Source organism: Streptosporangium sp. G11 (genome assembly GCF_051192615.1).
Classification (GTDB): domain Bacteria; phylum Actinomycetota; class Actinomycetes; order Streptosporangiales; family Streptosporangiaceae; genus Streptosporangium.
This window is the reverse complement of sequence record NZ_JBPJUQ010000022.1, coordinates 82,559-106,551: the sequence shown is the minus strand read 5'-3', so window position 1 is coordinate 106,551 and position 23,993 is coordinate 82,559. Positions and strand designations below refer to the sequence as shown.

Genomic DNA, 23,993 nt, shown 5'->3' with positions numbered 1-23,993 from the left:
TCCGGGGCCCGCCGATCGGCCGGCCCGCACGGGAAAACGAACGATCGCCCCCGATAGTTCGCGACGCAAGGGGACGGTTACCCTGCTGGGATGAGCGAGTCCCTGAGCGCCGAACCATTGGATTCCGGACCCGACATCCACACCACGGCCGGGAAGCTGGCCGACCTGGAGCGCCGCCTGGGCGAGGCGGTCCACGCGGGTTCGGCCCGCGCCATCGAGAAGCAGCACGCCGCCGGGAAGATGACCGCCAGGGAGCGGGTGCTCGCCCTCCTCGACGAGGGCAGCTTCGTGGAGTTCGACGGCCTCGCCAGGCACCGGTCCACGAGCTTCGGCCTGGAGCGCCAGCGGCCGTACGGCGACGGGGTCGTGACCGGGTACGGCACGGTGGACGACCGCCCGGTGGCGGTGTTCGCCCAGGACTTCACGGTCTTCGGCGGGTCCCTGGGCGAGGTCTTCGGAGAGAAGATCGTCAAGGTCATGGACCACGCGCTGAAGACCGGCTGCCCGGTGATCGGCATCAACGACTCCGGAGGGGCGCGCATCCAGGAGGGCGTCGTCTCGCTGGGCCTGTACGCCGAGATCTTCAAGCGGAACGTCCACGCCTCCGGGGTGATCCCGCAGATCTCACTGATCATGGGCCCCTGCGCGGGCGGCGCCGTCTACTCGCCCGCGCTCACCGACTTCGTGCTGATGGTGTCGGAGAAGTCGCACATGTTCATCACCGGCCCCGACGTGATCAGGACGGTCACCGGCGAGGAGGTGACGTTCGAGGAGCTCGGCGGGGCGCACACGCACAACTCCCGCTCGGGTGTGGCCCACTACGAGGCGTCCGACGAGGCCGACTGCCTGGAGTTCGCCAGGGCGCTGCTGTCCTATCTGCCGTCCAACAACATGGACGAGGCCCCGGCGTTCGACGCCGATCCGCCGCTGGAGACCACCGACGAGGATCGCGAGCTCGACACGCTGATTCCCGACTCGGCGAACCAGCCCTACGACATGCACACGGTCCTCGAACACGTCCTGGACGACGGCGAATTCCTGGAGGTGCACGCGCAATTCGCGCCCAACATCCTCGTGGGTTTCGGCCGGGTCGAGGGGCGCTCCGTGGGGATCGTCGCCAACCAGCCGATGAGTTTCGCCGGCACGCTGGACATCTCGGCCTCCGAGAAAGCCGCGAGATTCGTCCGTACATGCGATGCCTTTAACATTCCGGTCCTGACATTCGTCGACGTCCCGGGATTCCTGCCGGGCACCGACCAGGAATGGAACGGGATCATCCGGCGCGGCGCCAAGCTTCTCTACGCCTACGCCGAGGCGACCGTGCCCCTCGTCACGGTCATCACCCGCAAGGCATACGGTGGGGCGTACGACGTCATGGGGTCCAAGCACCTGGGCGCCGACATCAACCTGGCCTGGCCGACCGCGCAGATCGCGGTGATGGGCGCGCAGGGCGCGGTCAACATCCTCTACCGGCGCGAGCTCGCCGCGTCCGAGGATCCGGACGCCCAGCGGGCCAGGTTCGTCACCGAATACGAGGACACGCTCGCCAACCCGTATCTCGCGGCCGAACGTGGGTATGTGGACGCGGTGATCCGCCCTTCCGAAACCCGGGTCCAGATCGTCAAGGCGCTGCGGACCCTGCGCAACAAGCGCGCGACCCTGCCCCCGAAGAAGCACGGGAACATTCCGCTATGAGACATCTGAAGATCATTAAAGGAGACGCGACACCCGAGGAGATCGCCGCGGTGGTGATCGCCCTCTCGACGCGTGCCGCACCGGCGAGTTCGGCGTCGAAAGCCTCGCAGACGTCGAAATCCTGGAGCAATCACTCACATCGCATGCGAAAAGCACTTCCTACCGGACAAGGCGCGTGGCGATCCAGCGCGCTGCCGAGATAGATCCCGGGAACGGGGTGTCAACTTGCGCAAGAGTTGGGACCATCTAAGAAATGGGCGCATATAGTCAGCCGATCAGCTAGTTCCGAGGCCTGGAGGACGACATGACCATCCTGGACCTCACGTCACATCCCATCGCCGCGAAGTACGCCGTCCTGGTAGACGTCGGCTATCTGTACGCGGCAGCCGGGGAAGTGCTTCTGAGCGCCAAGGAGCGCAAGGAGTACCGGGTGGCGGCGGACGAGCTGATCCAGGCGTTGCAGAAGCACGCGGAGCAGCGCATCCACGGCGAGCTGCTCCGGATCTACTGGTACGACGCCGCCCGCGACCGGGTGCCGACCGTCGACCAGCGGGTCATCGCCCAGTTGCCCTGGGTCAAGGTGCGCCTGGGCAACCTGAACGCGCGGGGCCAGCAGAAGGGCGTGGACGCGCAGATCAGGAGCGACCTGGAGGCGCTGGCCAGGCACCACGCGGTGAGCGACACGATATTGCTGGCCGGGGACGAGGACATGGTCCCCGCCGTCGAGGCCGCCCAGGCCTACGGGGTGCGGATCCACCTGTGGGGCGTGGAGCCCCCCTACGGCACCAACCAGGCCGAGCGCCTGGTCTGGGAGTCCGACACCGTCGAGATCATCAGCGCCGACTTCCTGCGGTCCTTCTTCAGCCGCGCCCCCGCTCCGGTGCCGGTGCCGGTGCCACCGATCGCGCCCTCCCCCGCCCAGGTCTTCGCCGGGCGCACGGCCGCCAAGCCCAAGGTCCCCGCGGGCCAGGTCACCAAGCTGGGCCCGAGTCGTCCGCGCGTCGAGGAGGTCGGCGAGCACGTGGCCCAGAAGTGGATCCTCACCCGCGGCCGCGACAACATCCGCGACCTGCTGCCCGGCCCGATCCTTCCCACCGTGATCGACACCGAGCTGCTCATCGAGGCGGAGAAGGAGCTGGGCCACTCCCTGCGCCCGTACCCCGAGGCGCGCGTCTGGCTCCGCGACGGGTTCTGGGCCCGCGTCTACCGGGAGTTCGAGATCGGGGTCGGCGTCTCCTCCAAGTGAGCGAGTGAGGCCCGCGGCGAGCTCGCGCACGGCCGCCACGACCATGTCCGATTCCCGCCAGCCGCACCCCGTGCGCCGCGGGTAACGTCGTCAGCGTGTCCGTGAGAGAGCTCGACTTCGACTCCTGTTATCGCGCGGTGGCCGCGAGGGACGCCCGGTTCGACGGGCGGTTCTACACGGCGGTCACCTCCACCAACATCTACTGCCGGCCGATCTGCCCGGCACGCACCCCGTCCACCCGCAACGTGCGGTTCTACCGCCACGCGGCCTCCGCCGAGGCGGCCGGGTTCCGGCCGTGCAAGCGCTGCCGTCCCGAGCTGAGCCCCGGCGATCCCGGCTGGGACCACCGGGGCGACCTGATCGGCCGGGCTCTCCGGCTGATCGACGAGGGCGTGGCGGACGACGGCGGGATGACCCGGCTGGCCGGGCGGCTGCACATCACCGGGCGGCACCTGCACCGGCTGTTCGCCGCGGAGATCGGCGTGGGGCCGCTGGCCGTGGCCAGGACCAAGCGCCTGCTGCTGGCCAAGCAGCTGCTCACCGAGACCGGGCTGCCGATCGTGGACGTGGCGTTCGCGTCGGGCTTCGGCAGCGTCCGGCAGTTCAACGCGACCATGAAGGACACTTACGGCTTCACCCCCGGCGAGCTGCGGGCGACCACGGGGAGCAAACCGGGCGTGTGCGGCGACGCCCTCACCCTGCGGCTGCACCGCAGGGAGCCGTACGACGCCGCGACGCTGATGCGGTTCCTGGGCGCGAGGGCGATCCCCGGGCTGGAGCACGCGGACGGCACGTCCTACAGCCGCGCCGTCCCCGGCGGCACGATCACCCTCACCCCCGGGCCCGGCCACGTACGGCTGGACGTGAGCGTCGACGACACCCGCCACCTGGCCAGGATCGTCGCCCGCTGCCGCCGTCTCCTCGACCTCGACGCGGACCCCGAGGCCATCTCCTCGGCCCTCGGCGAGACCTCGCTGGGGCCGCTCGTCTCCGCCCGGCCGGGGCTGCGCGTGCCCGGCGCCTGGGACGGTTTCGAGGTGGCCGTCCGCGCCGTGATCGGCCAGCAGATCTCCGTGGCGGGCGCCCGCACCATTCTCGGCCGCGTCACGGCCCGTGCCGGGCGTCCCACCGGCGGAGAGGGGCTGACGCACCTGTTCCCGACCGCGGAGGAGCTCGCCGAGGCCGACCTGGACGGGCTGGGCCTGACCGGGCGGCGGGTGGCGACGCTGAGGGCACTCGCCACGAGGGTGGCGGGCGGCGAGATCGACCTGGACGGCGCGCAGGATCCCGCGCAGGCGGTGGCCGGGCTGCTGGAGGTTCCCGGGATCGGGCCGTGGACCTCCGGCTACATCGCGCTGCGGGCACTGCGCGACCCGGACGCCTGGCCGGGAGGAGACCTCGGCCTGCGGCGGGCCATGGCCTGCCTGGGCATCCCTGAAGATCACATCGAGCGGTGGCGCCCCTGGCGGGCGTACGCCGCGCTGCACCTTTGGAGCTCGGAATGATAGAGGCACAGGTCATCACCACCCCGATCGGCCCGCTGGCCCTGCTCGCCCGCGAGGGCGTGCTGCTGGCCGCGGGCTTCACCACCGGCCCGGACGAGATGTTCGCGCGGCTCTCGCCGGAGCTGCGCGCCGAGGGGCTGACCCTCACCGACGACCTGGGCCGTCCGGCGCGGGCGGTGCGCGACTATCTGAACGGCGACCTGACCGCCCTCGACGCGGTGCCGGTGGAACAGCCGGGCACACCCACCCGGCAGCGGTTGCTCACCGCCCTGCGCCAGGTGCCCGCGGGCGTCACGATCAGCTACGCCGAGCTCGCCGAGCGGGCGGGGCTGCCCAGGACCGCGGCCAGGGCGGCCGGTTCCGCGTGCGCGCAGAACCTGATCGCCCCCTTCGTCCCCTGCCACCGCATCCTGCCGTCCACCGGCGGGTTCGGCGGCTACTACTACGGCACCCCGGTCAAGCAGTGGCTGCTCACCCACGAGGGGGCACCGGCCATCGAGCGGCTGCGGGTCCGGGAGGAGAGCCGCTGACCGGTCCTCCTCTCCGGGAGGCCGCCCGGTCGCGGGTGCGGACCGGGCGGATCCGGAGATCCGGAAGGAGGGCCGCCGCTAACCGGCCTTCCTGACCGTGCTCTGCACCTCGCCCACGGGGACGTCGCGGGTGACCCCCACCTCGACCGGGTCGTAGGCGAAGGGCACCACGTCGTCCTCGACCTCGATGGGCCAGACCGAGGTGACCTCCAGCTCGTAGACATCACGCGGCTGGTCGACCGAGGACCTCAGATAGCGCACGCCGCAGGTGAACTCGGCACCCTCCTGGTACGGCTTGCCGCCGGGGCCGCACTCCTCCCTGACCTCCGCCCGGTCCTCGGTGGTGCCCGCGTCGATCTGGATGTCCTCCAGGGTGGCGGTCACGGTGGCGCTCATGACCCCGGGCAGCGTCGCGGTGACGGACCTGGTGGTCTCGCCGATGCCGCTCAGCCAGACCCAGGTGGGCAGGTTGACGTAGCTCTTGGCGTCCGGGTTGAGCTCGATCTTCGGCTCGGGCACGGTCAGCGCGGCCCGGGCGATCTCGACGAGCTCGGCGATGGTGATCCCGTTGGGCGGGGTGGTGTTCGGGGGCGCGAACACGTACGGCTCGCCCAGCGCGGCCACGCACGCCAGCGCGGCCGGGTCGGACTCGTCGTAGGCGCGCTGCCACCAGGTGCCCTCCTGGCCGATCCGCGCCTCGAACGGCTCCAGAGCCTCCTTCCGCCTCTGCCACTCCTGCTCGGGAAGGGCGTCGGGCAGCGCGTCCCTCTGCTGGTCCAGCGTGTCGGCGGCGTTGCCCCGGGGCTCGTACCAGCAGGGACGCTTGATCCGGTAGCCGTCGCTCCGGCCGCTGAGGCCGGTCCCGGTGACGACGATCTGGGAGTCCTTCAGCGTGACCCCGGCCCTGCGGCCGTCCTGGAAGCCCTCACCGGTCGTGCCTCCGGTGTCAGGGGGGGCGAACATCAGCAACCCCGCGACGATCACCTTTCCGATCATCAAACACCTCCGGTGTGGGAGCCGGGCCTCGGCCGCGGGGAGAGTCATCTGAGACAGCCCTTCGCTCGCTCGTCGGGGAGCTTCGCGTGGCGAAAAAGCCTGATGCGCCAGCTCCCGTCGGCGGCCCGCCCCATGGCCGCGGCCTGGAGGAAGGGCTTCCTGGTCCAGTCGGGCTGCCTGGCGACCGGCTTGCCGGTGGAGGAGTCGAGGAGACGCATCTTCGACTCGTCGACGCATACGTCCAGCTGCGCCCCCCGGTCGTCGCCCGAGCCGCTGACCGAGCTGACGTTCAGCGCGTACAGCCGGGCGGTCCCCCGCACCGACCTGCGCCGGTCGAGGAACCCCCGCACCCAGGCGGACGCGTCGTCGACCGCGTCGTGCTCGACCACGTCGAGGTAGCCGGTGTCACGGCCCTCGCTGGTGACCGCCCTGAAGGCTCCGGCGAAGTAGTCGCGAAGAACCTCGATCATCGCGGTCGTGTCCGCGTCGGGAGCGGCGGGCCACTCGACCACCACCCGCACCCCCGGCGCGACCCTGACCGTCTCCACCCCGGGTGTCGCCGCCCGCGCGGAGGTGCCGGGGTCCTGCGGGGAGGTGTCCGCGGGCAGGTCCGCGGGAGTGAACGGCTGCGCCTCCGACGGGGCACAGCCCGCCGACGCGACGAGGGCCAGGACCAGCGCGATCACAACACGCACACCGATCACGCTAGGAGCGCCCACCCGCCGCGACCACCGATATGCACGATTCGGCATGGCTCGCCCCTCGCCCCCCTTCCCCCTCTCCTCCTGCTCGATCTCGTCGTCCCACGACGTCACGCGGCTCCTCCCACCCCGGCCCTCCGGCGTACGGCGCGGGCCCACCCGGCCCGTCATGCCGTCGGGGCCGAGCGCATCCGCCACGAGGGCAGCAGCTCGTCGATGAGGGCCTCGGTCTCGGGTGCCATCCCGCCGCCGTAGGGGTGGGAGGCGGCCCGCCGGTGCAGCGCGTCGACCACGGCGCGCAGGCGGACGGGGTCGGCGGTGAGGTGCGTGGCCCGGAGCAGGTCGCGCCAGAGGCCCTCGTCGTCCGCGGCCAGCAGCAGCCCGGCGCGCACCGCCGCCACGGCCTGGTCGGTCTCGCCGCGGGCCAGCCGCACCTCGCAGAGCCGGTGCGCGGCGTCCGCGACGCCCGCGGTCACGTTGTACTCCAGGTCGTCGGCGGCCAGCCAGGCGTAGCGGCCACGCGGGCGGCCGTTCAGCAGCGGGCCCCGTACCAGGCCCAGTGCCCGCTCGAGGAGCGCGGGACGTCCGGCGGGGTTGGCATGCGACTGGCGGACGAGGTCGCGGAAGAGCATCCAGTCGGTGCGTACCTCCGGGCCGAGCCGGAGCCGCCCGGACTCGTCGGCGTAGAGGTTGGGCCGCCCCTGGCTGTCGGTGCCCAGCCAGGCGACGACCCTGGCGATCGTGGCGTCCCTGACCACCGACTGCACGCCCCTCGGCCAGAGGATGCCGCCGAGCACCACGGGGTGGACGCCGCCGGGGTGCGTCGCCAGGTAGACGGCCATCTCGACGGCGATCACGGCCCGTCCCTCCTCCATGGGCGGGGGGCCGACGACCTCGGCGGGGCCGAGGACGCGTACCTCGACCGAGGGCGTGTGCGTGACGGGCTCCGGCTCGTCGGGAAGCGGCTCGCCCTCCAACCGCTCGGTCGCCAGGAACAGGTCGATCAGCGCCCTGTACTGGCGGCGGGGCAACAGCTGCGCGGCCACGTCGAAGCCGAGCGCGTCCACCTCGGCACGGCCCTCCTCGGTGATCGTCCAGTTCCAGGTGGCGTGCGGCACCTCGCCCGCGATGACGTACCCGGCGGCCGTCCTGACGCCCTTCCTGGCGAGCAGCGCCAGGCGGCGGCCCTCCTCGGGGGTGGGGGCGATCGCCGACAGCAGGTAGTGCGGGGTGCAGACCGGGTCGGCGGCGCGCCCGTGGATCCGGCCGGTGAGCACCTCACCACCGTGATCGCGCCCTCCGGCCCCGGCCTCCAGCTCGGGCAGGACCTCCGCCAGGCTGCCCACGTACCTGATCCGATCGGAGGCGATCACGGTCAGCTCCTCGCCGAAGCCGACCAGCGTGACGCGCATCCGGTCCGACCAGCGGTTGGTGGCCAGCTCCACGGCGAGCGCGGCCAGCGCCGCGGTGGTCTGCGGGCCGCTGATGCTGATCGGCCCGTGAGCGGCCTCCAGGTCGACGAGCACCCGGCCCTCGCCGTTGGAACCGAGCGAGACCAGTCCCGGGTACGGGGCGGGCGCGTCGGCGAGTGCCCGCTCGTCGAGCATCCGGCCCTCGTGCGCGGGAAGCCGCCAGACCTGACCGCCGTCGTGGGCGGTCCAGGGCGCGGGCGCCTCGGGGTCGGGCGGGTGGATCCACAGGTCGAGGGTCTGCGGCGACAGGTGAGCGGCGTAGATCGTGGGCGGGACGCGGTCCTGGGCGGCCAGGGATTTGCCGAGGAGCCGGAGGCCGACGTCGAGCATCCGGCTGCCGGGGGCGTCGGCGCCGAGCCTGAGCGCGAGCTCGGCCTGGGCGGCGTCGTCCCTGGGCCGGGTGATCCGGTACCCGAACGCCCGGTGCCAGAGCTGCTGCCTGCGCCTGCGCCCGAGCGCCGCCAGCAGTCCCGCCGCCGCCAGCGAGCCCCCCGCCAGGTAGTCGAGCAGCCCCAGCCCGGTGTCCTGCCCCGCGCTCCGCCCGCTGTCGGGGGGTTCCGCCACCGCCGCGGGGTCTCGCCGCTCCGCCTGCCCGGGGTCCTGCCGCCCGCTGTCGGGCACGGTGTCGGGCGCCTTTTCCGGCACGGTGTCGAGCACGGTGTCGGGCATGCTGTCGGGCGCGGTGTGCGGGGCGCGCTCAGCGGGCGCCGGGTCGCGGGAGGTGTCCCTGCGCTCCTGTGCCGGGCCGGTCTCCCGCGTCCCGTCGGCGCCGGCCCTGTCACCGGATCTGTCACCGGCCCTTTCGTCGGACCTGCCTCGGGGGTCGGAGACCTCGGGCGCGGGCTCCGCCGGAAGGTCCGCGCGGCCGGGGGTGAGGTTCTGGGTACGGCCGTCCAGCTCGACGGGCTTGTCCCGGTGGTCCTTGAGGGTGTCGTCGCGCGGCTGGGAGGCCGGGACGATGTGGATGTTGCGCGCGTCGTCCGGCATGTCCAGGACCCAGCCGGGCCTGATCAGGTCGGCCATGTGGAGGCGGCTGCCGTCGGGCTGCTCCTTGTGCTGGTTGAGCCGGTAGATCTCCGGATACCTGCGCCCGTCGCCGAGGCACTTCTCCGCGATCTCCCACAGGCTCTCGTGGTGGCGCCCGTGCGGCGGTTGCACCACGTAGACCTTCTTGGCCTTCTGCACCGGCTCCAGCTCGGCCCGCTCGTCGACGGCCGGGCCGGACGTCGACGACAGCCCGGTGAAGACGACGCTGGGACCGGCGGGCGGCAGGCTGGTCAGCTTCGCGATCGGCAGGGCCACCGCCGAGACGGTGAACAGCAACATGGCCGCCGAGACCAGCCGGTTGGCGAACATCTGCGTGCCGCCGGAGAGCGGCACCCGGGCCGGCATGCCCACCCGGCGCAGTCCGGCGTAGATCTCGACCAGCACGCAGACCACCAGCTGCAGCCACGCGAGCCAGACCAGCAGCACGAGGATCGCGATGATCGTGCTCGTACCCACCTGGCTGGTCAGCAGGTCGAGGTTGAGCAGCTCGGGCGGGAGCGGCGGCCCGGCCAGCCGGAACAGGGCGTAGGGGACTCCCGCGATGAGCGCGACCAGGACGACCAGCGCACCGAGGCCCGCCAGCAGGTCTCCCGGTGTGCGCCTGGCCTTGATGCGCGCGGGCTGTCGCGTGGGCATTCGTCTCCCTCCCCGTCCAGATTCGTCGTCGGTCAACCGGTGGGCCAGCGGTTCACGGCAATTGGTCTTCCCCGATGTCCGGCCCGGCCGTGGCCTCGGCCTCCATGTCCGATCCCGGGAAGCCGAAGGCGGCCAGGAAGAACGCCTTCCAGGTGACGGAGACGTTCACGGTGACCTCGGCCTGGGCGCCGCCGACCGCACACGCCGCGAGCTGTACGTCGCCGCCGCCGTGGGCGGAGACGATCTCCTCGGCCTTCGCGCACGTCTCCCCCTCCCCCAGCAGCCGGGCCTGGCCGGTGGCACGCAGGTGCTCGACGTCGATCTGGTCGGCGGCGGCCCTGGCCGCCTGCTCGGCGACGTCGGCCGCGCGCAGCCGGGCGTTGATGGCGGCCCCGCCGTCGACGAGCAGCCCGGCCAGCAGGAACACCACCACCGAGAAAATCACCGTGAAGATCGACATCGACCCCCGCTCGCCGAGCCCGCCCGGCTCCCCGCGAGATCTTCTCCCCGCGGCCGGGCGCACCGGACGCCCGGACACCCGCCACGCCGCGGGCGGCCGCAGGGACCTTCGCCACGCCGTTCGCGAGCGCGCGGATCTCCCGCCCGCCGGGGAGCGCACGGGTCCTCTCCGCGCCACGGGCGGGCGCGCGAGGCTCCGGTGCGCACGGGGGGCGGGCGGGGACGGATCCACGGGGTTCACTCCTCGACCCTCCGGAACTGCTCCAGCGGGACCACCGAGTCGCCCTTCATGTCCTTGGCCGCGCCGAAGCCCAGGAACTCCAGGTCCAGGGAGCAGGTCACCTCGGCGTGCACCTGGCCGCCCTCCTTCCAGGTCGTACCGGACAGGCTGACCTCCGGCTCGCACTCGCCCGACAGGGCTCCGCGGGCAGCCTCGTCCGCGGCGGCCTCGGCGTCGGCCAGGGTGCGCTCGACGGAGGCGGCCCTGGCGGCGTCCCTGGCGGCGCCGTTGACCTCGCCCTGGGCCTCCACCACCCTTCCCGCCCCCACCAGGAACAGCAGGAAGAGCAGGAAGACCGGGGCCAGCAGCACCGTCTCGGCGCTGAGCGACCCGCGGTCGTCCCGGGCCCCGCGCGCCGACCTGGACGTCAAGGAGATCACTCGCACCCTTCGCTCCCGTCGTCGGGACGGAAGCACTCGATGGGACCGCCGAAGCGCGCGGTGACGGTGAACGTGGTGGACGGCAGCAGCGGGACGACCTGGACCGCCGAGGCGGTCACCTCGACACCCCGCTGGTCGCCCTCCTCCCAGGCCGTGACCGTGGCGCCTTCGAGGAGTTTCGGCCCGACGGTCCGGATCAGCTCCTGGGCGCGGGTCTCCGCGTCCTGCTGCCAGGACTCGGTGTCGACCCGGGCGAGCCGCGCCCCCTCCCTGGCCGCGGCGTCGGCGATCTGGCGTCCGTGGAACCAGAGGGCGGACTGCACGATGAGCAGGATGACGACCAGCACCACCGGCATGATGATCGCCAGCTCGACGACCGTGGCTCCGCGCTCGCCACCGTGCTCACCGCCGCGTGAACCGCCTCGGTCTCCGTCGCCGGAGCGCCCGCCGCGCCGCGGTCCGCCCTCCCGGTTCCTCCGGTCGCGGTGTCGCGCACGGTCACGGGTCTCCAAGTTCGCCGCCCCCGCCCCCGCCGCCCCCGCCTCCGCCGAACTGGTTGGAGATCTCGGCCTGCTTCCCCTCGACGAGGGTCTTGATGAGGGTGGCGAGTCCGAGCGCCACCCCGGCGATGATGGCCGTGATGATGACCCATTCGACGGCGGAGGCGCCCCGGGTGGGGGCACTGCGCGCCTTCTCGATCCGGACGCTCAGAACGGCGGCCGCGTAGACGATCCACGGATGGCTCAGCATGGTCAGGACCCCAACATCTTCATAGCGGCCGGGAAACTCAGAAAGATCACAAAGCCCGCGCAGAGCAGGAGCTGGGCGACGAGCATCGACTGGGAGCGCTCGCCGGCCTGCCCCTCGACCTCGGCGAGCTCGCGACGCCGCATGGTCGCGGCGCGGGCGGTGAGGGAGGAGCGGACCTTGGCGCCGTCGTCGGCGACCAGGCCGAGCGCGGCGGACAGGTCGCGCAGCTCGTCGACGTTGATCTCGTCACCGAGCTGGCCGAGGGCCTGCCAGGGGGTGATGCCGACGATCCTGGCGTTGCCGAGCGCCTCGCGGATGCGGGACATCGCCCAGTTGGCCCCCTCCTCGTCGGGGCCGGGGCTTCCCACGGAGACCGCCATCATCAACGCCTCCGGCACCCCTCGCCCGCCCGCGAGGTTCATCGCGACGAGGTCGAGGAAGGAGCCGACGACGTGCCGGAAGTCGCGGCGCATCCGCGAGGCGTCCCGCTTGACCTGCAGGTCGGGCAGGACGAAGAAGACCCCGGCGACCGCGAGCGCCGCCCACAGCGGGACGGTCAGGGAGATGCCCCACTCCATCAGCACCAGCCAGCCGACCAGCAGCGGGAACGCCAGCAGCCCGGAGACCGCCAGCAGCACCTTGGTGGCCAGGAAACCCTCGAACGACCTGCCGAGCAGCGCGAGGTCGGCCCTGGCCGAGCGGGCCTCCCAGCCCCTGGCGGCGTAGAAGCGGGCCATCCGCTCGCCCAGGCCGCGCCGGAACGCGCTGACCTCCTCGTCGGGCAGGATGAGCCGCGCCCGGGGCGCGTCGGTACCCTCCCTGGCGGCGTCGAGTGCCAGCAGGCGCGTCACCAGGCCGGGGCGGGCCGGGAACAGGGCTCTGAAGAGCAGGAACAGGCCTATCCCGAGCACCGAGCCCGCGAGCAGCGCCTCAGTCATCGCGTACCTCACCTCCGGAGGGCAGGCCGAGCAGGCGGGCGGGCTTGTCGAAGCGGGCCAGGCGGCGCATCCAGGCGAACCCGGCGCCGAAGAGCCCGGCGACCACCACGAGCACGGCCTGGCCGAGCGTGTTGTCGTACTCCTCGACGTAGGAGGGGTTGAACACGACGAGCATGACGGCGAAGGCGACGGCCGTACCGACCACGATCTGCACGCTGCGGCGGGTGGAGCGGCGCTCGGCCTCGACCCGGCGGCGCATGTCGAGCTCCTCGCGGGCCGACACCGCCAGCGCGCCGAGGACGTCGCGCAGGCCGGGGCCGCGCAGCTTGGAGTTGAGGATGAGGGCGGCCACCACCAGATCGGCGGAGGGGTCGTCGAGCTCGTCGGCGAAGAGCCTGAGCGCGTCGGGCAGCGCCATCCTGGTGTGCAGGCGGTCGACCATGGACCGCAGGTGCGGGCGGAGCGTGGGGGCGGCCGCCCGGATCGAGGACGGGATCGCCTGTTCGAGGCCGGCCGCCCCGGCGATGGTGTCGCGGAGCGACTCGGTCCAGGCGGCCAGAGCCTCCAGCCGCCGCATCGCGGTCCGCTCCTCCGCGGCGCCACCCGACAGGCCCCGCCAGGCCACGGCGAGGAGTACGGCTCCCACCGCCATGACCGGCCAGCCGGTCACCACGAGCACGACCACCCCGGCGACGACCCCCACCGCAGACCGGGTGGACAGGGCGCGCAGGAACGCGCGCCTGCCCGCCGTCCTGCCGGGGGTGGAGGGCCTGGGACTCACCCCGTACAGGGAGAGGAAGAGCAGGAACAGCCCGGCGCCGAACGCGAGGCCGGAGAGCAGCACCAGCGGATCGAACAGACCCGGCGGGAGGGAGGTCATGCCCAGCCCCCCGGGTCGTAGCCGAAGTGGGCCAGCTCCTCCAGGCACGACAGCGGCGCGTGCGGCATCACCCGGCCGTCGGGCGCCATGGCGAACACCTCGGAGGAGAGCACCCGCCCGTCCACCCCGGCCACCTCGCGCACGCTCGACACGAAGCGGCGCAGCCTGCCGCCCACCGCGTAGTCGTTGCGTTTCTCGATGAACACCACGAAGTCGATCGCGCCCGCGATGAGCATGTGGGTGGCCTCGATCGGCAGGCGCTCCGAGGCCTGGAGCGCGTAGGTGGCGATGCGGTTGAAGACCTCCATCGAGGAGTTGGCGTGGATGGTCGACAGCGAGCCGTCGTTGCCCTGGGTCATCGCGTTGAGCATGGTGACGATCTCGTCGCCGAGGACCTCTCCGACGATCACCCGGGACGGGTTCATGCGCAGGGAGCGGCGGACCAGCTCCGCCATGGTGATCTCGCCCTGGCCCTCGGAGTTGGGGAGCCGCTGCTCGAAGGCGACCACGTTGGGATGGAGCTCGGGAAATTGGTCGAGGCCGAGTTCGAGGGCGCGTTCGACGGTGATGAGCCGCTCGGACGGCGGAATCTCATTGGCGAGGGCGCGCAACAAGGTCGTTTTCCCGGCGTTGGTCGAACCGGAAATCATGATGTTCTTCCTGGCCGCCACCGCGGCCGAGAGAAAACGCCCCAATTCCGGGGTCAGGCTGCCGTTTCCCACGAGATCGCTGAGAAAAACCTTGCCCAGCCGGGAACGGCGGATGGAGATGGACGGGCGCACCGTCACGTCCATCACGGCCGACAGGCGGGAGCCGTCGGGAAGGCGCAGATCGAGCTGGGGGTTGGCGGTGTCGAACGGCCTGCTGGACAGGCCGCTGTAGGCGGCGAGGATCTGGATCAGCTCGACCAGCTCCTCGTCGGACTCGGCCACCGGTTCGCGCATGAGCTCCTGGCCGTCGGCGTAGCCGACGAACACCCGGTCGCAGCCGTTGATGTCGATGTTCTCGACCTCGGGGTCGTCGAGCAGCGGCTGGAGGCGGCCGACGCCGAACAGGGCCGCGTGGATCCCCGCGGCCAGCGCCTCCTCCTCCTCGGCGGTGGGCGGTGTCCTGCCGACGCCGATCTCGCCGCGGGCGAACTCCTCCAGGATCTGGGCGATCAGGGCGCGGGCGAACTGCCGCTCGTCCTCGCCGGTCATCGGCAGCAGGCCGCTGGCCTGGTCGAGGCGGCGCTGGTGGGCCAGCCTGTCACCGACGTCCTGCCGGAAGCGCTTCACCAGCGTGTGGTCGATGGTCACGGCTTCGCTCCGCTCGACGGCTCGACGGGCGAGCGGGCGGCCTGCTCCCGGGCGCGGTAGGCCGACTCCGCGGACTCCTGGGCGCGGAGCTGGGCGTCGAGGCGGCCGCCCAGCTCCCTGGCGGTGCGGATCAGCAGGGAGCGGTCCAGGCGCCCGCCCCACTGGCCGCGCAGCAGCTCCGCGCCCTTGGGGTCGTGCGCGAGCCCGCTCACGAACGCGACGTGCCTGCCGGTGCCCATGACGATCCGGCGCACCTCTTCGATGGTCGTGCGGTACTGGCGGGGGTCGGCGATCACGACCACGCCCACCTGGGGCTCGCGCGGCATGATCTGCAGGCGTTCGCGCAGGTGGGCGACGTGGTCGAGGCTGGCCCTGGTGAACAGCACCACCAGCGAGGCCTCGGCGGTCAGCTCGGCGAGCTGCGGGTGCCCGCCGAGGCGCCCGCAGTCGGCCAGCACGTCGGCGTCGGGCAGCGTGGCCAGCGCCCGGCCGAGCGGGCCCCAGAGCCAGGTCAGCCCGGACGCCTGCTCTCCGTGGGTCAGCCCGGCCAGCACGTCCAGGCCGCCGATGATCTTCTGGGTGTGCTCGTGGATCTGGTCGGGGTGCAGGCCCCTGCGGGCCGTGGCCCCCAGGGTGAGCAGGCCCCTGGCGGGGTTGAGCACGCCGCCGTCGGCGGCGGGCAGGCGGTAGGCGATGTCGCCGCCCGCCGGGTCGCACTCGGCGAGCAGCACCGGGCGCGGCCAGATCGCGCCGAGCGCGGTGGCCGCCGTGGTCACGCCGGGCGCGCCCTTGTCGGCGGCCAGCACGATGAGCGCCACGTCAGCGCGCTCCCGGCAGCTCGGCGAGGGCGATCTCGCCGGTGGAGGCGTACGCGACGATCTCCGGTGAGATGGAACTGTCCACGATGATGGTGACCAGGCCGTTCGCCCCGGTCCTGCCCGGCGTGCCGATCTGGTGGACAAGGGCGCTCTGCGCCAGCACCCGGCTCTCCCGGTCGGTGCCCGCGCCTCTGGCCGGCACGTGGACGACCTGGACCCGGTCTCCGCGCTCCAGGGTGCCCGGCGTCTGGCCGGGTTTGAGTGAGAGGCCGACCTGCGCCTTGCCGGGGCCGAGCTCCCTGCTGGCGGAGACCACCATGTCGCGGGTCAGGAGCGTGCCGGGGATGAGGGTGACGCGGGCGAAGTTCTCCGTGACGCGGGCGCGCTGGGACCAGGCGACGTAGCCGATGCCGGTGTCGGCGATCTGGACCTCCCGCAGCATCGCCTCGGTGAAGGGCTGTCCGGCGCCGACCTGCTGGGAGATGGCGATCGCCGAGACGCGGTCGCCGCTGCGCAGGACGAGCAGCGTGGTGGCCAGGGCGCCGCCCAGGATGAGGAGGACGGCGAGGGCGGCGAGGGCGGGTTTGCGCTCGCGTGGGGGCACGGGGAGCTTGCGCGACGCCGGGCCTGACAGGGTGCCCGCCGAGGTCTGACGCTCGGCGTTCACCGGGACGCGGCCCGTTGGCTTCTCACTGGTCCTCATGGGTAGGGGGACTCCCAGAGTGATCATAAATATGGGGAACTACTGGTCGAATTTACGCCATTATGCGCACCATGCCGACGGGCTGTCGGACAAAAGCCAGGACCCATGCTCGTTTGATAGGAACACGTCTGTCAACGCCACTTCAGAAGAAAATGGCCGTTTGGCTAGATGACAGGAGACTTATCCGGGTGATAAGGACGGTAATTAACTCTCGTACCAATCACCCCAGCTTTTTCACCCCTCATTCCCGTGTCCGGCGTCCCCCAGTCCGGAGCGGAAGGCGGGCGGGATCCGGCCCCGGACCGCGCCCCCCGGCTCCCCTCGGTTCTCCGAACAGGTTTTCCACAGCCTCACCTCACGGGCAGGTCACCCCCCCGAAGCCCTCTCGTCACCAAATCCCCACCTGGGGCGGCATAACCGGTCAACACCCCCGGACAGTTATCCACAGGTTTTGCCGTTTTCCACATACCGGTCGCGAGCCACGACATTGCCGCGAACACTCCCTCCGGGACGGTTTTCACTCTGTACGGTGGATCAGGGGCCTGACCCGAGGAGAGCGGCGATGCGGATCATGCTCACCGTGCTCAGCGAGCACGCCGACCGCGATGTCGTGGTCGAGGGCGACGAAACGACCACGGTGGCACGGCTCGCGGAGTCCCTGGCGGGCCAGGGAGGTGAGCGGCCGAGCAACGTGGTGCGGCTGACGCGCAGCAAGGCCCCGTACGGGCTGGACCGCGACTCCGCCGGGGCCGAGCCCCCGACGCTGTGGATGGACGGCCGCCCCCTCGACCCCGCCGCCCCCGTGCTCGGCCTGCTCCGCGACGGCGACCTCGTCACCCTCGACCGCTCCCTCGCGGTGGCCACGCTCGCCGAGGAGCCCGGCGGGATCGTGGAGATCCGGGTGATCGGCGGGCCCGCCGCCGGGTCGGTGCACCGTCTCAGCCTGGGCGTGCACACCATCGGCTCCGACCCCGCCTGCTCGGTGGCCGTGACCGACCCCCGGCTGCCCGCGCGGGCCGCGGTGGTGCGGCTCACCCCTGACGCCATCACCGTGGAACCCGGAGACGGCACGGCCCCCCTGCTGGACCGCGACCCCCTGGAGGGGCCGCTGCCCTGGCCCGAGCACGCCCTGCTGAGCTGCGGCGGCACCGTGCTGACCCTCAAGGCGGTGGAGCCGCCCGACGCCCACCTGGACGCGCAGCCCGACGGCGGGCTGGCCTACAACCGGCCGCCCAGGTTCCGGCCGCCGGGCGGCGCGCGGCGCTTCGAGGTGCCGGCCGAGCCCAAGCGGGCCGAGACCATGCGGCTGCAGCTGCTCACCGCGTTCCTGCCCGCCGCGCTGGGCGTGGTCATGTGCCTCGCCCTCGGTTCGTGGTACTTCCTGCTGTTCGCGTTCATGACACCACTGATCATGATCGGCCAGTGGTGGAGCGACAGGCGGCACGGCCGCAAGCAGCACCGCCAGCGGGTCAAGGAGTACAAGCAGCGCCTGAAGGTCTTCGAGGCGGCCGTGGAGTGCGCCCGCGCCGACGACGAGACCGCCCGCCGCGCCGCCGCGCCCGACCCCGCCGAGGTGCTGCTCACCGTGACCGGCCCCCGGCGTCGGCTCTGGGAGCGGCGCGACCACGACCCCGACGCGCTACGGCTGCGGGTCGGCCTCGCCGACCTCCCCGCCGACCTGGAGTTCGCCACCGAGCGCTCCGCGCCGATCGACGCCCGGCTGCCCGTACCGCCCACCTGCCAGGCGGTGCCGGTGGCGCTGGCCATGCGCCGCCTGGGCGTCGCCGGCCTGACCGGGCCCAGGCAGACGGCGGCCGGGGTGGCGCGCTGGCTGGTCGGCCAGGCCGCCGCCCTGCACAGCCCGCGCGACCTGGCGATCGTGGTCCTGTCCGCGCACGGCGACGGCGAGGAGCGCTGGAACTGGGTCCGCTGGCTGCCGCACTGCGCCCCGCGCGGCGGCGAGGACTGCGTGGCCCTGGTCGGCGCCGACCCCGAGGCCGCCGCCCGCCGGGTGAGCGAGCTGGCCGCGCTGATCGACGAGCGCCTCGGCGACGACGCCGCCGCGGGCCCCGCGGCCAAGCTGGGCCGCGTCCCGGCCGGCTGGGGCGACCTGGGCGGAGCCGCCGGTACGGGTGCCGAGCAGCCGTACGCCGCCCCCGTCTACGACGAGCGCCCCTATGACGTGCTGGTCGTGCTCGACGGCGCGCAGGTGCTGCGCGCCCTGCCGGGCATGCCCCAGGTGCTGCGCCAGGGCCCCAGGGCGGGCGTCTACACCCTGGCGATCGACGGCGACCAGCGGCTGCTGCCCGAGGAGTGCGCCACCGTCGCCGCCGTGGAGGCCGACGGCACGGTGCGGCTGCGCGGCGGCGGCTTGGACGACCTCGGGGAGATCCTGGCCGACCAGGTGACGTCCGCCTGGTGCGACAGGCTGGCCCGCTCGCTGGCGCCGATCCGCGACGTCAGCCGCGACGACGCCGGGCTCGCCCTGCCGGAGTCCGCGCGGCTGCTGGACCTGCTGGAGCTGCCCTCGGTCTCCGGCGCGGCCCTGACCGAGCGCTGGGGCCGGGCCACCGAGGCCGTGGTGGGAGCGGGCCCCGAGGGGCCGTTCTCCGTCGACCTGCGCAGGGACGGGCCGCACGCGCTCATCGCGGGCACCACCGGCGCGGGCAAGTCCGAGCTGCTGCAGACCCTGATCTCCTCGCTGGCGGTGGCCAACAGGCCGGACGAGATGACGTTCGTGCTCATCGACTACAAGGGCGGCGCCGCGTTCAAGGAGTGCGTGCGGCTGCCGCACACGGTGGGCATGGTCAGCGACCTCGACGGCCACCTGACCCAGCGGGCCCTGGCCTCGCTGGCCGCGGAGATCCGCCGCCGCGAGCGCCTGCTGCTGGCCGTGGGGGCCAAGGACATCGAGGACTACCACGAGCTGCGCGACGCCCGCACGGCCCGAGCCTCCCGCGACCTGCTCGTCGCCGGGGGAGGCACGCAGCTCAGGCCGCCACGCGGGCGCGCGGCGGCCTCGGCGACCTCCGCGTCCCTGGAGCCCCCGGCCCCGCTGCCCCGGCTGGTGCTGGTCATCGACGAGTTCGCGGCCATGGTCAGCGAGCTGCCCGACTTCATGACCGGGCTGGTCGACATCGCCAGGCGGGGACGCTCGCTCGGCATCCACCTCATCCTCGCCACCCAGCGGCCCGGCGGCGTGGTGACCGCCGACATCCAGGCCAACACCTCCCTGCGGATCGCCCTGCGGGTCACCGAGGCGTCGGAGTCGGCGGACGTCATCGGCCGCCCCGACGCCTCGTACATCCCCAAGTCCGCCCCCGGCCGGTGCTACGTGAAGTCGGGCGCGGGGGCGGCGACGGCCGTGCAGACCGCGCGGATCGGCGGCCGGAGCCCCGGCGCCTCGGGCGGCGAGGTCAGGGTACGGGTGACGGAGGTCGGGTGGCAGGCCCTGGGACACCCCAGGGCGGTCCACGCCGGGGCCGAGAGCGGCCACGTCACCGACCTGTCCCTGCTCGTCGACGCCCTGGTCGAGGCGGCCCGCCTCGCCGGGGTCGCCGAGCAGCCGAGTCCCTGGCTCGAACCGCTTCCCGACCTCGTGACCCTCCCCGTCCTCCCGGCGACGCCCGTGCTGCCCGGTGACGCGCCCGGCGGGCTGCCGTACCGGGCGGGGGCGGAGGAGGTGCCGCCGCTGGCCTTCGGGATCACCGACCTGCCCTGGGCGCAGGACCGGCGGGCGCTGGCGCTCGACCTCGCCCACGGGGGGCACCTGCTCGTCGCGGGCGCCTCGCGCAGCGGGCGGTCCACCGCGCTGCGCACGCTGGCGGGGGCGATCGCCGCCGGGGCCTCCCCCGACGACGTCCACCTGCACGCGATCGACTGCGGCTCGGGGTCGCTGCTGCCCCTGATGGCCATGCCGCACTGCGGGGCGGTGGTGACCCGCGACCAGCTCGACCGGGTGGAGCGGCTGCTGACCCGGCTCCGCGCCGAGGTGGGACGGCGCCAGCAGCTCCTCGCCGAGGCCGGGTACGCCTCGCTGGCCGAGCTGCGCGCCGCCGCGGACGGGCCGCGGCTGCCGTGGCTGGTCCTGATGCTCGACCGGTGGGAGGGGTTCGTCGCCGCGTTCGAGGCGTACGACTACGGGCGGCTGATCGAGTCGCTGATGCAGCTGCTGCGCGAGGGCCCGGCGGTGGGGCTGCGGGCCGTGGTGACCGGCGACAGGTCCGCGCTGATCGGGCAGATCTCCACGGTCTTCGACGACCGGCTGATCCTGCGGCTGGCCGACCCCTCCGACTATGGCCTGGCCGGGCTGCCCGTCAAGGACCTGCCCGCGACCCTCGCGCCGGGCCGCGCGCTGTCGACCGGCGAGCACGGCACGACCGAGAGCCAGGTCGCGTTGCTCTGCGACGACCCCTCGGGACCGGCGCAGGTCGCCGCGCTCCAGGCACTGGCCCGCTCGGCGCCGGAGATCACCGCCGACCCGCCGATGCGGGTGGACGCGCTGCCGATGCGCGTCACCGCGGCGCAGGTCCTGGATCTGGCGCCCTCCTTCCGGCCCCCGTCCCCGCTGTGGGCGCTGCTCGGCGCCGGAGGCGACTCGCTGGCACCGCTCGGCGTCGACCTGCTCGCCCACGGCCCCGCGGCGGTCGTCGCGGGACCGCCCAGGTCGGGCAGGTCCACGGCGCTGCTTACCGCCACCCACTCGCTGCTCTCCCAGGGCACCCCCACGGTCCTCGTGACGCCCCGGCGCAGCCCGCTGTGCACGCTGGTGGACACGCCGGGCGTGCTGGCCGTACTGGACGCGGGCGGCGACCTGCACGAGGCCGTCGCGGGACAGGACCGCTACGTCGTGATCGTCGACGACGCCGAGCTGATCTCCCCCGACTCCCCCCTGGGCACCGCGCTGGAGCAGGTGCTGCGGAGCGGCAGGGACGGCGAGCACGGCATGATCATCGGCGGCACCACCGGCGACCTGACCACCGCCTACCGAGGTTTCGCGGCCGAGGCCCGCAAGGGCCGCACGGGCCTGCTGCTGTCGGTCCAGAGTCCGGCCGACGGCGACCTGTTCACCGTCCGCCTGCCGCGCGGCGCGGTCGGCGGGCCCCCCGGCCGCGGCCTGCTGGTGACCCTGGGCTCGGTGACCCCCGTCCAGGCCGCCGTCGCGTGAGAGGCGGCCACATGCCGCCTCCTCCGTTTTCCCGCGCCGTCCCGGGTGGCCGATGAGAAAATGCCCCGGCCCTCAGGGACCGGGGCATTTCGGCGGACCGTTTCCTATCGCGTGGCGGACTCGATATTGCCGCGGTAGGTGTTGATGACCCGGGAAGCCTCGGCGAGCTCCTCGGACATGCGCTGGAAAGCGGCGCGGTAGTTCTGCCAGGCCTCGCTGAAACGCTGGGCACCGGGCCCCGTCCAGGCGGTGCCGACCTTCGCGGCCTCCCGGTCGAGGGCGGCCACGGTGGCCCTGACCTGGTCGGCCTGCTGGGTGAACTGGGTGGCCATCTGCTGCATTTCCGCGGGATTGCCGCCGAGCAAGTTCTGGCTCATGCCAGTCTCCTTCGGATCGGTGTCGGGGGGAGTCGCCAAACGAAATCACGATAGGCGTAAGGATCACAGGGGTATCCGGGTTATGCCGAGCGGCTATGGACGTTCCCTCGGCCGCCGAGAGGCTAAACGTTCTCCATTGTCTTGATTTTTCGTAATTCAGGAAGTTGTAGGCGACACGTGAGAGGGCGGCGAAGGACAGGACCGCAGAAAGCGGCCGGGGGCTTTCCCCCGACGTCGCCGGGACCGGGACCCACCCCTTCTTCGCGATCAGGAGACGCTTACACTCCGTTGGAGGCCCTGCCAGTCCTCGTCCGCGCGTGCTGGCACGTACTGAAGGGAACGACGTCGGTGCACAAGGTCCTGATCGCCAACCGTGGTGAGATCGCGGTGCGGATCGCCCGTGCCTGCAAGGACGCCGGGCTGGCCAGCGTCGCCGTCTACGCCGACCAGGACCTGGACGCGCTCCACGTCCGGGTGGCGGACGAGGCCCGCGCGCTCGGCGGCCGGACTCCCGCGGAGACCTACCTCGACGTCGACAAGCTGCTGGGCGTCGCCGCCGAGGCCGGAGCCGACGCGGTGCACCCCGGCTACGGCTTCCTGGCCGAGAACGCCGGCTTCGCCCAGGCCGTGATCGACGCGGGACTGACCTGGATCGGCCCGCCGCCGGCCGCGATCATCGCGCTCGGCGACAAGGTGCAGGCCCGCCACATCGCCCAGAAGGTCGGCGCGCCGCTCGTGGCCGGCACCAAGGACCCGGTCTCGGGGAGCGAGGAGGTCGTCGCCTTCGCCGCCGAGCACGGCCTGCCGATCGCGATCAAGGCCGCGTACGGCGGCGGCGGGCGCGGGCTGAAGGTAGCGCGCACCCTGGAGGAGATCCCCGAACTGTACGACAGCGCGGTCCGCGAGGCCGTCACCGCGTTCGGCAGGGGCGAGTGCTTCGTCGAGCGCTACCTGGACCGGCCCCGGCACGTGGAGACCCAGTGCCTGGCCGACGCCCACGGCACCGTGGTCGTGGTGTCCACCCGCGACTGCTCGCTGCAGCGCCGCCACCAGAAGCTGGTCGAGGAGGCCCCGGCCCCGTTCCTGTCGCCCGAGCAGCTCGACCTGCTCTACACCAGCTCCAAGGCGATCCTGCGCGAGGCGGGCTATGTCGGCGCCGGCACGTGCGAGTTCCTGGTGGGCCAGGACGGCACGATCTCCTTCCTGGAGGTCAACACCCGCCTGCAGGTCGAGCACCCGGTGACCGAGGAGGTCGCGGGCGTCGATCTCGTACGGGAGATGTTCCGCGTCGCCGACGGCGAGAAGCTCGGCTACGGCGATCCCGTGCTGCGCGGCCACTCGATCGAGTTCCGGATCAACGCCGAGGACGCCGGGCGCGGCTTCCTGCCCGCCCCCGGCACGATCACGCGCATGAGCGCCCCCTCGGGGCCGGGGGTGCGCCTGGACGCCGGTTACGAGGCGGGCATGACCGTCCCGCAGTCCTTCGACTCGCTGATCGCCAAGCTGGTCGTGACCGGTGCCACCCGGACCCAGGCCCTGGAGCGCTCACGCAGGGCCCTGGCCGAGTTCGAGATCGGCGGCATGCCGACCGTGCTGCCCTTCCACCGGGCCGTGGTGGCCGACCCCGCGTTCACCGGCGAGCCGTTCTCGGTGCACACCCGGTGGATCGAGACCGAGTTCGACAACACCATCCCGCCGTACGAGGGAGAGCTGGGCACGGCCGAAGAGCCCGGCGAGCGGGAGCGGATCACCGTCGAGGTGGGCGGCAAGCGGCTGGAGGTGGTGCTCCCCTCGGGACTGGCCGCCGGCAACGCCGGAAGCGCGGCCCGCTCGGCCTCGAAGGCTCCGCGCCGGGGCGGCGGCCGGGTGGCCAAGAAGGCCGTGGACGGCGACTCGCTGGTCAGCCCGATGCAGGGCACGATCGTCAAGATCGTCGCCGCCGACGGCGACACCGTCGCGGCCGGTGACACGATCGTCGTGCTGGAGGCGATGAAGATGGAGCAGCCACTCGCCGCCCACAAGGCGGGCACCGTCACGGGGCTGGCGGCGTCGGTCGGCCAGACCATCACCTCGGGCGCCACGATCTGCGAGATCAAGGACACCTGAGCGCGCCCC

Annotated in this window: 20 protein-coding genes; 7 read left to right on the top strand and 13 right to left on the bottom strand. The window is 72.8% G+C overall.

Going from position 1 to position 23,993, the window contains the following annotated elements:
• Positions 1 to 90 precede the first annotated feature (90 nt).
• The 5 genes from ACSDR0_RS21805 to ACSDR0_RS21785 all read left to right on the top strand — a co-directional run bounded on the left by ACSDR0_RS21805 (position 91) and on the right by ACSDR0_RS21785 (position 4,976).
• Positions 91 to 1,695, top strand: a complete 1,605-nt coding sequence (locus ACSDR0_RS21805; RefSeq protein WP_435290703.1) for an acyl-CoA carboxylase subunit beta — start codon at positions 91 to 93, stop codon at positions 1,693 to 1,695.
• Positions 1,692 to 1,898 (top strand): acyl-CoA carboxylase subunit epsilon, encoded by a 207-nt coding sequence (locus ACSDR0_RS21800; protein ID WP_435290702.1) that lies wholly within the window; start codon positions 1,692 to 1,694, stop codon positions 1,896 to 1,898. Before ACSDR0_RS21805 ends, ACSDR0_RS21800 begins: the two co-directional genes overlap by 4 nt.
• 101 nt (positions 1,899 to 1,999) lie before the next feature.
• Positions 2,000 to 2,941, top strand: a complete 942-nt coding sequence (locus ACSDR0_RS21795) for an NYN domain-containing protein (protein ID WP_435290701.1) — start codon at positions 2,000 to 2,002, stop codon at positions 2,939 to 2,941.
• 95 nt (positions 2,942 to 3,036) lie between these two features.
• On the top strand, positions 3,037 to 4,446 hold the full coding sequence (locus tag ACSDR0_RS21790) for an AlkA N-terminal domain-containing protein (protein ID WP_435290700.1): 1,410 nt from the start codon (positions 3,037 to 3,039) through the stop codon (positions 4,444 to 4,446).
• Positions 4,443 to 4,976, top strand: a complete 534-nt coding sequence (locus ACSDR0_RS21785; RefSeq protein ID WP_435290699.1) for a methylated-DNA--[protein]-cysteine S-methyltransferase — start codon at positions 4,443 to 4,445, stop codon at positions 4,974 to 4,976. Before ACSDR0_RS21790 ends, ACSDR0_RS21785 begins: the two co-directional genes overlap by 4 nt.
• A gap of 78 nt (positions 4,977 to 5,054) precedes the next feature.
• Here ACSDR0_RS21785 and ACSDR0_RS21780 read toward each other — a convergent pair whose 3' ends face one another.
• The 12 genes from ACSDR0_RS21780 to ACSDR0_RS21725 all read right to left on the bottom strand — a co-directional run bounded on the left by ACSDR0_RS21780 (position 5,055) and on the right by ACSDR0_RS21725 (position 16,334).
• Positions 5,055 to 5,972 (bottom strand): hypothetical protein, encoded by a 918-nt coding sequence (locus tag ACSDR0_RS21780; protein ID WP_435290698.1) that lies wholly within the window; start codon positions 5,970 to 5,972, stop codon positions 5,055 to 5,057.
• Between the two features lie 44 nt (positions 5,973 to 6,016).
• Positions 6,017 to 6,667, bottom strand: a complete 651-nt coding sequence (locus ACSDR0_RS21775; RefSeq protein WP_435290697.1) for a hypothetical protein — start codon at positions 6,665 to 6,667, stop codon at positions 6,017 to 6,019.
• 173 nt (positions 6,668 to 6,840) lie between these two features.
• Entirely contained in the window at positions 6,841 to 9,828 is a 2,988-nt protein-coding gene (locus ACSDR0_RS21770; protein ID WP_435290696.1) for a hypothetical protein, read from the bottom strand.
• Between the two features lie 52 nt (positions 9,829 to 9,880).
• Positions 9,881 to 10,288, bottom strand: coding sequence for a pilus assembly protein TadG-related protein (locus ACSDR0_RS21765; protein ID WP_435290695.1), 408 nt, complete (start codon positions 10,286 to 10,288; stop codon positions 9,881 to 9,883).
• A 236-nt stretch (positions 10,289 to 10,524) separates the two neighbouring features.
• The gene (locus ACSDR0_RS21760; protein ID WP_435290694.1) at positions 10,525 to 10,953 is read right to left on the bottom strand and encodes a TadE/TadG family type IV pilus assembly protein; all 429 of its coding nucleotides are present in this window, start codon (positions 10,951 to 10,953) and stop codon (positions 10,525 to 10,527) included.
• Positions 10,944 to 11,459, bottom strand: a complete 516-nt coding sequence (locus tag ACSDR0_RS21755; RefSeq protein WP_435290693.1) for a TadE/TadG family type IV pilus assembly protein — start codon at positions 11,457 to 11,459, stop codon at positions 10,944 to 10,946. The genes ACSDR0_RS21760 and ACSDR0_RS21755 overlap by 10 nt, the downstream gene beginning before the upstream one ends.
• Positions 11,446 to 11,697: a hypothetical protein gene (locus tag ACSDR0_RS21750; RefSeq protein WP_344750273.1), complete on the bottom strand. Its 252-nt coding sequence runs from the start codon at positions 11,695 to 11,697 to the stop codon at positions 11,446 to 11,448. The genes ACSDR0_RS21755 and ACSDR0_RS21750 overlap by 14 nt, the downstream gene beginning before the upstream one ends.
• Positions 11,698 to 11,699: 2 nt before the next feature.
• Positions 11,700 to 12,635: a type II secretion system F family protein gene (locus ACSDR0_RS21745; RefSeq protein WP_435290692.1), complete on the bottom strand. Its 936-nt coding sequence runs from the start codon at positions 12,633 to 12,635 to the stop codon at positions 11,700 to 11,702.
• Positions 12,628 to 13,515: a type II secretion system F family protein gene (locus ACSDR0_RS21740; protein ID WP_435290691.1), complete on the bottom strand. Its 888-nt coding sequence runs from the start codon at positions 13,513 to 13,515 to the stop codon at positions 12,628 to 12,630. The genes ACSDR0_RS21745 and ACSDR0_RS21740 overlap by 8 nt, the downstream gene beginning before the upstream one ends.
• Positions 13,512 to 14,813, bottom strand: a complete 1,302-nt coding sequence (locus ACSDR0_RS21735; protein WP_435290690.1) for a CpaF family protein — start codon at positions 14,811 to 14,813, stop codon at positions 13,512 to 13,514. The genes ACSDR0_RS21740 and ACSDR0_RS21735 overlap by 4 nt, the downstream gene beginning before the upstream one ends.
• Positions 14,810 to 15,631 carry a hypothetical protein gene (locus ACSDR0_RS21730; RefSeq protein ID WP_435290689.1) on the bottom strand — a complete coding sequence of 274 codons (822 nt, stop codon included), beginning with the start codon at positions 15,629 to 15,631 and terminating at the stop codon, positions 14,810 to 14,812. The genes ACSDR0_RS21735 and ACSDR0_RS21730 overlap by 4 nt, the downstream gene beginning before the upstream one ends.
• Before the next feature lies 1 nt (position 15,632).
• A complete protein-coding gene (locus ACSDR0_RS21725; protein ID WP_435290688.1) occupies positions 15,633 to 16,334 on the bottom strand; it encodes a hypothetical protein in 702 nt (233 codons plus the stop codon).
• A 562-nt stretch (positions 16,335 to 16,896) separates the two neighbouring features.
• Between ACSDR0_RS21725 and ACSDR0_RS21720 the strand changes: the two genes are divergently transcribed.
• Positions 16,897 to 21,501 (top strand): FtsK/SpoIIIE domain-containing protein, encoded by a 4,605-nt coding sequence (locus tag ACSDR0_RS21720; RefSeq protein WP_435290687.1) that lies wholly within the window; start codon positions 16,897 to 16,899, stop codon positions 21,499 to 21,501.
• Positions 21,502 to 21,605: 104 nt separating this feature from the next.
• Here the strand turns inward: ACSDR0_RS21720 and ACSDR0_RS21715 are convergent, their stop codons facing one another.
• On the bottom strand, positions 21,606 to 21,878 hold the full coding sequence (locus tag ACSDR0_RS21715; protein WP_329090315.1) for a WXG100 family type VII secretion target: 273 nt from the start codon (positions 21,876 to 21,878) through the stop codon (positions 21,606 to 21,608).
• A gap of 348 nt (positions 21,879 to 22,226) precedes the next feature.
• On the opposite strand from ACSDR0_RS21715, the gene ACSDR0_RS21710 reads away from it, so the two are divergent.
• Entirely contained in the window at positions 22,227 to 23,984 is a 1,758-nt protein-coding gene (locus ACSDR0_RS21710; RefSeq protein ID WP_435290686.1) for an acetyl/propionyl/methylcrotonyl-CoA carboxylase subunit alpha, read from the top strand.
• Positions 23,985 to 23,993: the final 9 nt, after the last annotated feature.

What these genes read in the sequence shown, in the direction of transcription:
- ACSDR0_RS21805 (WP_435290703.1), top strand. Translation starts at nt 91, where the DNA reads ATGAGCGAGTCCCTGAGCGCCGAACCATTGGATTCCGGACCCGACATC.
- ACSDR0_RS21800 (WP_435290702.1), top strand. Translation starts at nt 1,692, where the DNA reads ATGAGACATCTGAAGATCATTAAAGGAGACGCGACACCCGAGGAGATC.
- ACSDR0_RS21795 (WP_435290701.1), top strand. Translation starts at nt 2,000, where the DNA reads ATGACCATCCTGGACCTCACGTCACATCCCATCGCCGCGAAGTACGCC.
- ACSDR0_RS21785 (WP_435290699.1), top strand. Translation starts at nt 4,443, where the DNA reads ATGATAGAGGCACAGGTCATCACCACCCCGATCGGCCCGCTGGCCCTG.
- ACSDR0_RS21780 (WP_435290698.1), bottom strand. Translation starts at nt 5,972, where the DNA reads ATGATCGGAAAGGTGATCGTCGCGGGGTTGCTGATGTTCGCCCCCCCT.
- ACSDR0_RS21770 (WP_435290696.1), bottom strand. Translation starts at nt 9,828, where the DNA reads ATGCCCACGCGACAGCCCGCGCGCATCAAGGCCAGGCGCACACCGGGA.
- ACSDR0_RS21765 (WP_435290695.1), bottom strand. Translation starts at nt 10,288, where the DNA reads ATGTCGATCTTCACGGTGATTTTCTCGGTGGTGGTGTTCCTGCTGGCC.
- ACSDR0_RS21750 (WP_344750273.1), bottom strand. Translation starts at nt 11,697, where the DNA reads ATGCTGAGCCATCCGTGGATCGTCTACGCGGCCGCCGTTCTGAGCGTC.
- ACSDR0_RS21745 (WP_435290692.1), bottom strand. Translation starts at nt 12,635, where the DNA reads ATGACTGAGGCGCTGCTCGCGGGCTCGGTGCTCGGGATAGGCCTGTTC.
- ACSDR0_RS21740 (WP_435290691.1), bottom strand. Translation starts at nt 13,515, where the DNA reads ATGACCTCCCTCCCGCCGGGTCTGTTCGATCCGCTGGTGCTGCTCTCC.
- ACSDR0_RS21725 (WP_435290688.1), bottom strand. Translation starts at nt 16,334, where the DNA reads ATGAGGACCAGTGAGAAGCCAACGGGCCGCGTCCCGGTGAACGCCGAG.
- ACSDR0_RS21720 (WP_435290687.1), top strand. Translation starts at nt 16,897, where the DNA reads ATGCGGATCATGCTCACCGTGCTCAGCGAGCACGCCGACCGCGATGTC.
- ACSDR0_RS21715 (WP_329090315.1), bottom strand. Translation starts at nt 21,878, where the DNA reads ATGAGCCAGAACTTGCTCGGCGGCAATCCCGCGGAAATGCAGCAGATG.